1 protein-coding gene is annotated in these 13690 nt (G+C 70.8%); it reads right to left on the bottom strand.

Going from position 1 to position 13690, the window contains the following annotated elements; translation table 11 throughout:
* Positions 1-33: 33 nt before the first annotated feature.
* Entirely contained in the window at positions 34-13554 is a 13521-nt protein-coding gene (locus tag JYG37_RS22920) for an LWXIA domain-containing protein (RefSeq protein ID WP_213346483.1), read from the bottom strand.
* Positions 13555-13690 lie beyond the last annotated feature (136 nt).

Genomic DNA, 13690 nt, shown 5'->3' with positions numbered 1-13690 from the left:
CGCGCGCGGCGCCACGCGCACCGCACGCGGGGATCAGCCGACGATCAGCGGCGTGCCGACCGACAGGCGGTTCGGATCGCGTGACACCGACGGATTGAGCTGCAGGATCTCGTTGAACGCGCGCGTATCCTGCTCGCCGCGCGTCATCGCCTGCTGATCGGCGCGCGACACGTGCGCGGCGTCGAGCAGCGACTGGCGATGCTGGTCGGCGATGACCCACAGCGAATCGCCCGCGACGACGATGTAGGGCTGCGGCGACGCCGACGGTTGCGCGGTCGACGGCGTGGCGCTGGCCGATGGCGAAGCCGGCGCGGCAGGCGACGCACTGGGCGATGCGCTCGCCGAAGCGCTTGGCGCGGCGCTTGCCGAAGGACTGGCCGAACGGCTGGCCGACGCGCTCGGCGACGCACCGGGCGCGAGATTCGATTGCGACGAATTCGACGAATTCGACTGATTCGACGAACCGGACCCCGAGCCGAAGAACGTCGTCAACAGACCTTCGATCAGCTTGTACGCGAACGCGCCGACCGGAATCAGCACGACGGCCGTCGGGATCTTCTTGATCAGCGGCGTCGCGTTCGGGAAATGCGTGTTCAGACGCCCGCCGAGCAGCAGCGCGGTGGACACGCCGGTCGCGATCGCGAGATCGTAATGGCCGCCGCTCCACTGCACGCCGGTGCCGAGACCGCCGTACGCGACGGCCATGAAGTCGCTCGCCGAATCGGTGAAGCGCACGATGCGGCTGCGCTTGTCGGCATTCACGCGGTGCGCGCCGATCGTGTAGACGAGGCCCGCATACGTGGCGCCGAACGCACCGCTCGCGATGGCGGCCGAGCCGTAGGCGAGATCGAACGCCCCGTGCGCGTGCACCACGCCGCTGATGCCGACCGCGAGCGTCGCGGTCGACGTGATCGCGGCGCCCGCGCGGCCCGCGATCCCGAACAGGTGACGCGGGTTACCGGTATGGAGCTGCTGCAGCGACGTGCCGCCGACGGTGCCCTGCATCTGCGCGAGCACGTCCGCGGCGAGCGCCTTGATGTGGGTGGTCGCGTCGTCGAAACTCATCAGCCCGACGCGGTTCAGTTCGACATACTGCGCGGCCAGCGTCCGCGCTTCGTTCGAGATCTGCTCGAGCTGTGCGCGCCGGTTCTGGCCGTAATCGTGCGCGCCCGAGCGCAGCTGCCGCGACAGCGTGACTTCGAGCCGCGTGAGCACCGCCTGCGCGGCTTTCGGATCGCCGGCCTGCAGGCTGCGCACCGCGCCCTGGTGCATGACCTGGAACACGCGACCGAGACGCGAGCCCAGCAGGAACGACGACGTCGCGCTGCTCAGCATGTCCTGCCGCAGCACGTGCGTCGCGCCGAGCGTATCGGCGATCACGAGCGCGCCCGCACCGGTGACGAGCGAGCTGAAGCCGATCGACTTCCACAGCTCCGCCTTGCGGAACGACGGCCGATGCACGCGCAGCGCGTTGATCTGCGCGAGCGCCTGCAGTTCCTCGATCATCTTCGCCTGTTTCGGGTTCGCCGCGATCTGCCGGCCGACGCTGATCGGCTTCGACGGATCGTTCTTCAGCGCTTCGCGCTCGACCACCGATTGCCAGTACGCGCGACTGTCGGGCAGCGGCCCGGCGGGATCGGCGGTCGACACGACGGTGCCGCGCGCCGGTGCGCGGTCGCCCGCTTCCGCGAGCCAGCGTTCGCCGAAGCGGCGGGCGAGTTTTTCGGTGCGCGTGGCGGGCGGATGATCGGCCGACGCCCACTGCGTCATCGCATGCTCGATCGTCGCCTTGCGCGCCTGGTTGACGAGCGCGGTCGTGTTGCGTTCGTACAGTTCGCCGCGCAGCGTCGCGAGCGCGTCGTCGGACAGCCCTTTCGACTTGCCGATGCGCGCGATCTCCGCGAACAGCACCTGTTGCTGGTTCGCGAACGCCTCGGGGCTCACCGGTTCGAACACGCGCGTGAGCGCATCGGCGCCGTGCAACCGTGCGAACTTGCCGTGACGGTCGGTCTGGTAATAGTCGACGATCCGTTCCGCCAGCGCCCGCGTCAGGTCCTGGTTCGCGATGAAGTCGGCGCCGTGCGTGCCGTACGACAGCCCGACGTGCAGCCAGTCGATCGCCTTGCGGTCGAGTAGCGCATCGAGCAGCTCGACGTGGCCGGCGCCAGGCACCGGTTCGAGCACGGCGTCCCATCCGTGAAAGCTCAGCATCACGTTCGGCGCGGGCTCGCCGGCGTGATCGTGCGACCACGTCTCGAACGACGTCATCAGCCGTGTGTACTCGGCATAGCTGTCGTTGGTGCCGGCGATCGTGCGGCGGTCGTCCGCGGAGACGAGCGGGCGGCCCGACGCCGCTTCGAGACGAAGCTGGAAGCCGTGGCGCGATGCCGCGGTGAGCCATTTGTGCAGATGCGCGATGTCGTCGAGCTCGAGCGTGCGCGTGGTGCCGTCCGGCGCCTCGCGCGTGATCGTCGCGTCGGCCTCGTTGTAGCGCGCGCCGATCGGGGAGCCGAACTGGCGCGCGCGCCGGATGAACGCCGGATCGTGCTTGCCGCCGCGCGCGGCCGCGAGCGTATGCGGATCGACCGGAATCGACACCACCGGCATCGCGCCGCCATATTGCTCGACGTAGCGCACCGCGAGCGCGGGATCGTCGCGCAGGTTGAACGCACGCGCCATCGGCGCGACGCGGTCCTGGATCTCGGCCGGTGCGCGCACGAACGCCTGGATCGCGCGCTTGTCGATCATGCGTGCCGCGCTGTGGCGCGTGGCGTACGCCTGCATCCACTTCACGAAGCGGTTGTGATCGCCGCCGGGATCGGCGACCGGCCCGCGCGACGGCATGCTCGACACCTCGCGCGCGAGACCGATGGGGATGCCGAGCGCCTTCAGCATCGGTGCGTCGGCCAGGATCGTCTGCGGTTCGTCGGTCAGCGCGAGGCCGCCGGCATCGGGCTGGTTCTTGCGTGCGGTGACCGCCTTCACGCGGTCGATCGTCGGGAACCAGTCGGCCACCTTCGCGGCGCCGTAGCGCATCACCCATTCCGCGACCGTGCTCGAACCCAGGCTCGGCTGGTAGGGCCGCAGCGTCAGCGGTTTGGCCGCCGGCGTTTTCGGCGGCTTCGGCGCATTCGACGCGTTTGCCGCGTTCGCGGCGCGGCGGTTGCGCCGGCCGCCCTTGCCGCGCAGCGCATTGCGCACCCGGCTGGCGGGGCCGGTTGCGCCGCTGGCGCCGCCGCCCGCCGGCTGCGCGGCTTGCTGGGCCGCGGCGAGGTCGGCCTGAGCGGCTTTCACGCGATCGATCTGGCCGGCGATCTGCGTGCGGATCCACCGCGTGGCGAGGTCGAACTTCTGCGGCAGCGCATCGAAATACGACTTCTCGTCGAGCAGCTGCGTGAGTCGTTGCGCGAGCGCGGCTTTCTGCGTGGCGGTCGCGCGCGGATCGAACGCCTCGGGCGCGAGCGTCGACAGCAGGAAGTGCTGGTTCGCGCCGAACGGGCCGCGCCCGAGCGGCATCTCGTCGAGCGGGCGGCCCGCGTCCGGGTGGTCGCGCAATTGCTCGGCGTTGTCGTACCAGAGCGCGTTGCCGTCGTGGATCGCGATGATGCCGCGGCGCGTATGCAGCGATTCGGCAACCGGATGATCGGTCTCGTACACGTACACGTAGTGATCGCCGCCCAGCGCCTTCAGTTCCAGCGCACGCATCAGGTGCAGCGTGTTCGCGCCGCTGAAGTCGATCGCGAGCTGCTTGCTGTCCGGGACGAGCTTCGGCGGCAGGAACGGACTGTCGGCGCCTTCGATCTCGGCGATCTTGCGGCGCACGCCGGGGTCGGCTTTCGCGAGGCCGCGCTGCACGCGCGTGCCGAGTTTCTGCATCGGCGGCTTCTCGTCGCCGAGCGCCTTGCGCATTTCCGCCGGCGCGAAGCCGCCGTAGCGTTCGACCGTGTCGTGCGCGACGTCCGTCACGACGAATCGCACGCCGCGCCGGCCGCCGGACAGGTTGCGCGCGCGCCGGCGGAATGCGGCGCCGAGATCGCGCGGCGCGATCGTCGCGTCGCCGAGCGAGGTCGACTCGTGATAGGTCCAGTCGTGCGCGGCGTTGCGCGTCGCGTAGCCGAGCACCTTGCCGGTTTCCTTGTCGATCGCGTAAAGCGTCGCGCCGTCGCCGGCCGCTTTCGCCGCCTGCTTCGGCCGGCGAAAGCGCGGCGCGTCGGCAAGCGACTTCAGCGTCGTGACGACGTCCGCGTCGGGCGTCGCGGCCGCCTGTTCGGCTTCCCACGTGCGGCCGTCGCTGCGCGCGGTGATCCGCGCGGCGCCGCCGTACTCGCGCAATTCCGCGAGCGGCACGGGCGACACGTAGAAATCGACGTCCGCCCGTTCCGCGCTGCCGTTGTCCTTCAGCGCGCGATAGACCGCGTCGGGGATCGACACGGCCGGATCGGCGGACGCCTTGTCGACGAACGTACCGTGCTCGTCGGTGCGCATGCTCGCGACGAATTTCGGCTGCGCATGGCGCGCGTCGATCGACGCGTCCGGCCGCGCTTCATGCTCGGCGATCAGCACGTGCGCATTCGTGCCGAACGCATCCTTCATCTGCTGGAGCGACGCGAGTTGCGAACCGTCGATGCGGATCAGGTCGCGCTTGCCGTGCGAGGCGAGGTGATCGAGCGCATGCTGGCGGCGCGCGGCGTCCGCCGCCGCTGCGGGCACCGGCGCGTTCGACCCCGGCTGCGGCGCGGGCGCCGGCATCTCGCGCGGCACGCCGAGCGCGTGCATCGCGTCGGCCTGGCTCGCATAGTACGCGCGATAGGTCGCGTGGCCCGGCACGGACGGCGCGACGTCGCCGAAGGCGGTCGCGAGCCGGCGCAGCCCGGCTTCGTCGCCGGGCATCACGTGGTCGGCTTCGCGTGCGATCGTATCCGGCAGGCGGGCGTCCCGGGCGATGTCGATGCCGCCATCGTCGAGGATTTCGCGGCGCACCGCGAACGCATTCGCCTGCGCGCGCGCTTCGGCCATCAGCGCGCTGTCGGTCAGCGCGTCCGGCGACGAGCGGTCGAGCGCGAGGCGGCGCGTGATCGTCTCGACCGCATGCTGCGCTTCGTGTGCGAGCGTGTAGACGAGCGTGCCGGCGCCGTGGAACTGCCCGTCGAGCACGATCCGCTGCTTCGCGGTATCGATCCGGCTGCCGCGCCCGGGCCGGCCCACCACGATTTTCCAGCCGGCCTCGCCGGCCAGCGCGACCTGCTGGCGCAACAGGCTCGAGCGGTCGACGAGCGCATGGGCGGCCTTGGGCAGCGGCGCGCCGCCGAACCGCATCCGGATGCGCGTGATGACGGACGGCTTCTGCACGAACGCGTCGGGCGGCAAGTGCTCGGTGATGCCGGGATGCGCGAGCTCGATCGCGCCGCGCGCGATGCCGTCCTCGAGCATCACGCGCAGCGTGCCGATCTCGCGGACGATGCCTTCCACGTTCAGCTTCGGCGCATCGGTCATGACCGTCGACGGATCGCTCAGGTAGAAGTCGCCGTGCGCATCGAACACGCCTTCGAAGTCGTAGTACAGACGGTGCTGCGCGGTGATGTCGCGCGCGCGGTCGAGCTGCGCGAACGCGTCGCGGGTGACGCGCGACGGCAGCATGCCGGCCATCACGTCGTGGCTGCTCAGCGACGCGAACGGCGCGTACATCACGGCCACGCGATCGAATGCCGCGAACGGGCCGCCGACCGTCAGCGTGCGCAGCCCGTGTGCGCGCAGCGCCGCGAGCCCTTCCTGTTCGAGGCGGATCGATTCGATGTGGCCGAGAATCGCGCGATTGTCGGTGCCCTCGTAGAGACCGATCGCATTGCGGCGGCCCAGTTCGAACACGGTCTTCTCGATGCCGGCGCCGGTGGCCGCGCCGGTGAAGCGCTCGACCGGCACGCGTGCGGCCGGATCGCCGCTCGCGTGGACGCCGTTGCCGTCGACGTCGAGCGCGCCGAGGTCCGGGCGCTGGTGCGGCGCCGGATCGTAGCGCAGCCACGCGTTGGTATGGCTGAGCCGCGCCTCGGCGCCGAGTCCGACCGCGATCGTCGGCGGCGCGTAGACGGGGCGCTGCCAGACGTTCGCGAGCCAGGCGGCGGCGTCGCGGCCGTTGCGTGCCGACAGAATCACCGACGAGCCGGGCAGGCCGAGCACCGAGCGGTGCGCGAGCGTGACCTCGACCGGCGTGTACGGCCGGCCGTCCGGATCGACGAGGCGGCCTTGCGCGTCGGTGACGCCATGCACGATCACGATGCGGCCGTCGCGGTCGTAGGACAGCGGACCCGAGCGATCGAGCGTCAGCGCGTCGACGCCGGCGACCGGCTTGCCGTCGAACGGCGAGGCCTTCACCGCACGTGCGCGCGACCATGCGGTTTCTTCGGCGAGTGTCGCGGCCGTCTCGCGTGGCGCCGGCATCGTCACGCCGGCGCGCTGCGCGGCCTGCGCCTGGCGCCGGTACAGCTCGCCGTAGGTGACGCCGCCGTCGAGCGACGTCGGGCTGTGCTCGAACGCGTCGGCGAGGCGCGCGAGCGAGGCGGCGTCGCCGGCCCGCGCGCGGCCGTATTCGTTGGCGATCGCGTCGGGCAGCGCGACGTGGCGGCCGATGTCGATGCCGAGGTTCGCGCGGATCTCGTCGCGCACCGCGAATGCGTTGACCTGCGCGCGCGCCTCGGCGAGCAGCGCGCTGCGCACGTAGCGCTGCGTCGAGCCATAGTCGAGCCCGAGCGTGCCGGTCGCGGCCTCGAGCGCATGGCGGGCTTCGTGCGCGAGCACGTAGACCATCGATCCGGTCGACTGCAGGCCGCCGTCGATCGTGACGCGCCGCCGTCGCGTGTCGATCTTGCTGCCGCCGCCCGGCTTGCCGCGCACGACTTTCCAGCCTGCGTCGGCGCCGAGCCGAAGCTGCTGCGACAGCAGGCTCGATGCGTCGATCAGCCGGTACGCTTCCTTCGGCAGCGGCGCGCCGCCGAAGCGCATCCGCACGCGCGTGATGACCGACGGCTTTTGAACGAACGCATCGGGCGGCGGCGTTTCGGCGAGTCGCGGATGCGCGAGTTCGACGTGGCCGCGCTCGAGGCCTTGCGTCAGCGCGCGTTCGATCACCGCGAGCCGCTGCAGCGTGGTGAAATGCTCGCCCGCGCCCATGCCGATCGCACCGGGGTCGCTCAGCAGGAAATCGCCGCCGCGTGTGAAGAGGCCTTGCAGGTCGAAGCCGATGCCGGTGCGTTCGACGACTTCGCGAATCTGCCGGATGTGCTCGAGCGCCGCGCGCGACACCACGCGCGGCAGCGCGCCCGTCTCGAAGCCGAAGCTGTGGAACACGCCAAGCGGCCGGTACAGCACGGCGACGCGATTCAGCGCGGAGAACGGACCGTCCATCGTCACGGTCTTCAGCCCGTACGACGCGAGATCGTCGAGTGCGATGCTCTCGTCGATCGCCGCCTCGATCTGGCGCGCTTCGGACGTATGCGGGCCGTTGTCGTAAACCGCGAGCGCGGCATCGTGACCGAGCGCGAACACGGTTTTTTCGGCACCGGCGCCGAGCAGCTCGCCGACGTGACGCTCGACGTCGATCCGCGCCGCCGGATTGCTTTCGAGGTGCACGCCTTCGGCGTCGGCCGCCAGTTGCCCGAGATCGTGCGGCGCCGCGGGCGCGGGATCGTAGCGGCGGAATGCGCCGGTGTCGAGCAGCGCCGCGTGTTCGCCGACCGCGTGCGGGGGCGGCGCATACACCGGCCGCTGCCACAGATTCGCGAGCCCGGCGGCGGCCGCCTCGCCGCCGTGCTTCGCGGACAGCACGATCGAATAGCCATCCTTGACCAGGAACGACGGCGCCTGGTCGAGCGCGTATTCGTGCACGCCGGCCGGCCGCCCGCCGGCGAGCAGCGTGCCGTCCGGCAACGTGTCGGCGTGCAGCATCAACACGCCTTCGTCCTCCAGCATCGTGAAGTGGCGGCTGCGCGCCGCCTGCAGGTCGGCCGCCGCGGGCACGGGCCCGTCGCCGAACGGCGACGCATATTCGGCATGCGCGCGGCTCCATGCCACGCGTTCGTCGAAGCTGCGCACCCCGTGCGGCACGTCGCCCGTCTCGTGCGTCTGCGGCGCGGGCATCCGGCGCGGGATGCCGCCGCGGCGCTTCTGGCGCGACCATACGTCGTCGTAGAAATCGCGGTAGGTCTCGCCGTCGCGGCCCGACACGGGCGCATCGGCGAATGCGTCGACGAGGCGTCCGACCGTGCCCGCATAGTCGCGCGACGGCGCGCGCCATGCGGCGCCTTCGCGCTCGATCGCATCCGGCAGGCGCACGTGCGCGGCGATGTCGCCGCCGCCCGCGAGCTCGATTTCGTAGCGTGCCTCGAACGCGTTGATCTGCGCGCGCGCCTCGGCTTCGAGCGCCTTGCGCGTGAAGCGGCTGCGGTTGCCGTAGTCGAGGTTCAGCACGCCGGCCATCGCCTCGACCGCATGGCGCGCTTCGTGCGCGAGCGTATAGGTGATGCTGCCCGGATGCTGGAGCGCGCCGTCGATCGTCACGCGGCGCTTGCGCGGATCGATGCGGCTGCCGCCGCCGCGCTTGCCGAGCGTCACGCGCCAGCCGGCGTCCTGCAGCATGCGCAGTTGCGTGGCGAGCGTGCCCGACTGCATCGCGAGCGCCTGCGCGGCTTCGGGCAGTGCCGCGCCGCCGAAGCGCATCTGCATCCGCGTGACCCAGCCCGGCTTCGCGGCGCCGGCGTCGGGCGGGGCGGTCTCGGTCGTTTCAGGGTGCGCGGCGGCGAGGCCGATGTCGTCGTTCGCCGCGGTGCGACGTTCGCCGCCCGTCGGCGCGCGGTCGGCCTGGCCGTCGGCGTCGTCGAGCGCGCGTGCGCCGCGGTTGGCCGCGGCGGTTTCGCGTTCCGCCATCCGCTCGGGCGTGCCGGCGTGTTCCGGCTTGACGAGCACGAGCACGCGGTTCGGCGCGCTGAACACGCCATCGAGCGCGTTGACCGGCTCGGGCGGCGCAGCCGTCCGCGGCATCGCCGGTTCGTTCGGGCCGCGCTTGCCGGCCAGCACGATCACCGTGTCGTCGGCAGCCGCGCGGGGCGCAGCCGGCGGCGCTTCGTCGGGCGCGATGCCGGCCGGCAGGCCGGCTTCATGGGCCGCGACCGTCTCCGGCGCGGGATCGAAGCGCAGCACGCGCGCGCCCGCGCGCAACTGGCCGTCCGCCCCGAATGCATCGGGCGCGGCTGCATAGACGGGCTTCTGCCAGCGGTTCGCGAGCTCGGGTGCGAGCGCCGCGTCGTGTTCGCCGGCGACGACGATTACCGGTTCCGCGAGATCCTGCGGGCGCGGCGACGATGGCCGCGCACCCGGCGCGTCGGGCGTCGCGCCGCTGCGCACCACGTAGACCGTGCGATCGCCGATTTCCATCGGCTCGGCGTTCGGCCCGCGCGGCACGGCGATGCCGGCCGGATCGGACGTCGCCGCGCGCGCGACGGGCGCGTCGTCCGTCAGATCGACGACCTTCGCGTTGACGCGCGGCGGCGTGCCGTCCGGCTTCGCGCGCGTGCCCGGGCCGGCCGGCTCGTCGGCCGCGACGGGCCGCCAGCGCATCGATTGCGTGTCGGCGCTGCGCCGGTTGGTGCTCGCGGTCGTGCTGCTTTCGGCATCGGTTTCGTCGCGCTGCTGCTGTACGCGGGCGTGTTCCTCGCTGGTGCGGCGCGTGCTGCGCGCGTCGGCGGATACGCTCGCGGCTTCGCCTTCGGCCGCCGTCTGCGCGAGGCGGCGCGGCGCCTGCGCGCCGGCGACCGTCTGCCGGTATGCGTCGCTCGCCTGGTCGAGCACGTGTTGCAGCACGTCGAGCGGCGTCTTCGCGACGATCTTCGGCGTCACGCTCATCTCGCCGTCGGGGCCGAACGACATGCGTTCGCCGGTGCCGGCCACGTCGTCGACGCGCGTGCCATTGGTCCAGGCCTTCGGCGACACCGAGACGACGGACAGCGTGCCGTCCTCGCCGAGCACCACCGATTTGCCCGGCGGCAGGCGCTTCGCGGATGCGCGGTCGAGCACGCGAATCGGCGTGTTGTCGTAGGTGAGCACCTTGTCGCCCACGCGCAGCGTGCCGTCCGGCGACACCTTGACGGCTTCGCCGTCGAGCGTCACGCGCGTGCGACCGGCCGCGAGCGACGACGCGTCGCCGCTGTTGAGAATCCGGCCGATCGTCTGGCTGTCGACGCTGACGGTCTTGCCGTCGGCCCCGCGGATCGGCACCGGCTGGCCGATGCGTGTGCGCACCGACGTCACCGCGCGTTCCTTGAGGCCGCCGGCGGCCATCAACGCGACGTTGGTGATCCCGGACTTGAGCTGCTCGCCGGCCGCTTTCTTGTCGCCGGTGACGAAATACTCGTAGCCCGCTTCGCCGAACGCCTCGACCGCGCCGCCCACGCCCGTCACGACCGCGGTGGTCCGCGCGCCGGTGGCGAGCACCGACGCGACCTTCGGCGTGCGCGTGAGCGCCGTGACCGCGCGCGTGAACAGCTTGCTGCCGGCCAGCTTCGCGGCGCCCGCCGCGCCCATCGGCACGAGGTTGATGAAGTCGGCCCGCGCGCCCGGGTCGGTAAACGGATTGAGACTGCGCCCGTGGTCGGCGCGATTGGCGAGATCGAGTCCGGCGCTCGTCATCGTCGCGCCGATCGCCGTATACATCATCCCCGCACCGAGGATGTTCAGCGGCACGCCGACGATCGCGCCGATGCCGGTGCCGTCGAGCAGCGTGCCGAGACCTTCGAGCGCCATCCCGCCGACCATCATGCCGATGTTCAGGCCCGTGCTCGTCAGCGTGTTCAGAAAACTGTCGAAGCCGCTTTCGTGATGCGCGGCCTTCGACACGAGCTGCAGCGTGCCGTCCGCGTTGTGGCCGGTCGCGATGTCGACGGTGCCGTCCGTCGACAGCTCGTTGTTGTCGATGTAATCGTTGATGTCGTCGTAGTTGCTCGCCGTCTCGTCGACGTACTGCGTGCCGTCCTTGCCGCTGACCTTGAACAGCGCGCTGGTGGTCATGCCGGCATCCTTGGCCGCGTAGACCATCGGCAACACGCTGACCTGCGTCGTCGCGCCGCCGCCGATCGACAGCAGCTTGTCGCGCACGCTGTTGATCGTCTTCAGCTTGTCCTTGTCGGTGTAGCGCGCGACGTCGTCCTTCGTCGGCGATACGGGATCCGAACCGTCGCTCGACGCCGCGTCGTTCTGGACGTCCGGCTGCATGCCGAGCGCGACGCCGATCAGATTGCGCTGCTCGTTGTCGGTCAACTTGCCGAACGCGATCGTGCCGCCGTTGTTCGTGCTCGCGCTGGCTGCGTCGAGCAGCGAATTCGACAACTCGCCGCGATGCGCTTCGTAGAAATCGTGCAGCGCCTTCTTGTAGTCGTTCTCGGCGTCCGAACCGGGCGCCGCATAGCGCAGCCGTTCGTCGAGGCCGGCGTCGAACCCGTCCATCAGCACCTGCTGGTGCGACGTTTCGCTCAGCAGTTGCAGACGCTGTACCGCGTTGTCGGCCTGCGTGACGGCCGCCTTCGCCTTGTCGAGCTCGTCCTGATACAGGTTCGGACGCGGCGCCGACGGCGCCGGGATCATGTCGTCGCCCGAGACGGTGCGAAAGCGCATGGGCGGCGGATTCGCGGCTGCCCAGTCGTCGTACTTTTTCTGCACTGACTCGAGCGTGCTCTTCGCCTGCGTCTGCTTGATGTGCGCCTGCGACAGCGCGAGCTGGGTCGCGCGCTCGTTGACCGAATCCGACATCCGGCTGTCGGCCGCGCGGATCGCGCCCGCGACGGTCTGCATGCGCTTCACGTCGAGCATCGTCGGGCCGGCCTGTGCGGCGGTCGGGCCCGACGACTGCGGCAGCAGGAACGGGCGGTCGAGCAGCGGCGACGCGGGCAGCGACGATGCGCCATTGGACCCGGGCAACGTCGGCGAGGCCTGCGGCGACGCGCTGGGCAGCGTCGGCGTGCCGGTGGGGGCGGCCGACGTCGCCGTCGACAACGACGATGCCGGCACACCCGGCAGGCCGTTCGCGGTCGACAGCGACGGCGTCAGCAGCGGCGTTTGAAGCGTGGGTTTCGTGAAGATCGATTGCGCGTTCACCCGCGCCTTGAGCTGCGACGCCTGATCGTCGTACTGCTGCGCGAGCGACGCGCCGTACGCGACGACGAAGCCGTCGTGCGCGATGCTCGCCTGCTGCTTCGCCTGATCGAGCTTCGCATACGCATCGCCGAGGTCCAGGTCGACCTGCGGATCCTTGATCATCGCGTGCGGATTGTCCTTGTGCCACGCGCTGGATGCGTCCTGCTTCTTCGTATAGTCGGCCTGCAGCGTGTCGACCTGCCGCTGCGCGGACAGCATCTGCAGATAGCCGCCGCTCGTGTTCGCGGCCGTCTGCGCGCGGGCGAGCGCGGTCTTCGCGTCCGACACCTCGTTCGCGACGACCACCGTCGGTCCTTCCTTGCCGCTGGCCGAATCGTAGCGCTGCTGCGCGTTCGTGAGCGCCAGGCTGTCGTTGGCCGCGCCGTACGCGGCGTTCGCATAATTCGCATCCTTCGCGGCGGACGTGACGGCCTGCTGCGCGGCATCCTGCGAAGCGGGCGCATCGGGCATCGTGACCTGCAGCTCCAGCGGCTGCAACGCGTCGTTCAGCCGCCCGACGCCCGCATCGAGCGCGGCCTTGTAGTCCGGATCGGCGAGGTACGACTGGAACTGCGTATACGCGAGATTGGAATTCGCGACGTCCGCGAAGTATTTCGACGCACCCACGGCCGCCTTCGCGCTCGCGGTCTGCCAATTGTCGTAGAGCCGGATCTGCAGCGGGTTCTTGCAGTCGCCCGGTTGCGGCACCCAGTTCGGATCGTTCGCATGATCGGGGAAGGCGTCGAGCAGCGTCTTGAACTGCTGGTCGGCCGCGTGCTGCGCGTCGCCTGGGTCGGTCACCTTGCCGGAATCGTCGATCTTCATCCCGGCCGGCATGTCGGCGTTCGCCTGTTCGCCGTACAGGATCATGTAGCCGGCGTCGGTCGTCACGTTCAGCTCGCGCTGCGCGGTGTCGGCCGTCGTGCGCGCCTTCGCGTAGTCGGCCTGCGCGGTCTTGCGGTCGTCGGCCGTCGACTCGGGATCGCGGTTGACCAGATGCAGCACGTTCTGCGCGCCTTGCAGCGTCTGCGACGCGTTGTCGTATTTCGTTTGCGCGTCCTGGATCGCTTTCTGTACCGCGCGCGTCTTGTCGTTCTCGACCGTGATGTCGGGCGGCGGCGCCGTATATTGCGCGGCCATGCTCTGGATCAGCGACGTCGCGGACTGGATCTCGGCGTTGGTCGGCTTCGACGGATCGGTGGCCAGCGATGCGGTGACGGGAATCGGCGGCGCGGCGCTCGGGTTCGCGGGCCCGGCGGCCGGATCGTCCTTCTTCGGCGGCGGTGGAGGCGGGGGCGGCGGTGCAACGATCGGATTCAGCGTTTCCGACAGGAAGCGCTGCCAGTTGACACCCAGTCCCAATCCGTCGATCAACAGCATGCTCGTCTCCGTTGAGCCGCGCGATGCGCGGCACGCGCGGCGTCCTGCACGCCGCGACGTGATCGTTCGAGTGTACGGACGCACCCGGCGGCGGGAACGCCGCTGTTTCGTAGCGGCAGGAAGCGCTCGGCGCCCC

It is taken from the genome of Burkholderia sp. LAS2 (assembly GCF_018417615.1).
Lineage (GTDB): Bacteria > Pseudomonadota > Gammaproteobacteria > Burkholderiales > Burkholderiaceae > Burkholderia > Burkholderia sola.
The sequence above is the reverse complement of the archived record's forward strand: the minus strand, read 5'-3'. Positions and strand labels throughout refer to the sequence as shown.

Bases quoted from the DNA above. Each gene is read 5' to 3' on its own strand.
- JYG37_RS22920 (WP_213346483.1), bottom strand. From the start codon at position 13,554: ATGCTGTTGATCGACGGATTGGGACTGGGTGTCAACTGGCAGCGCTTC.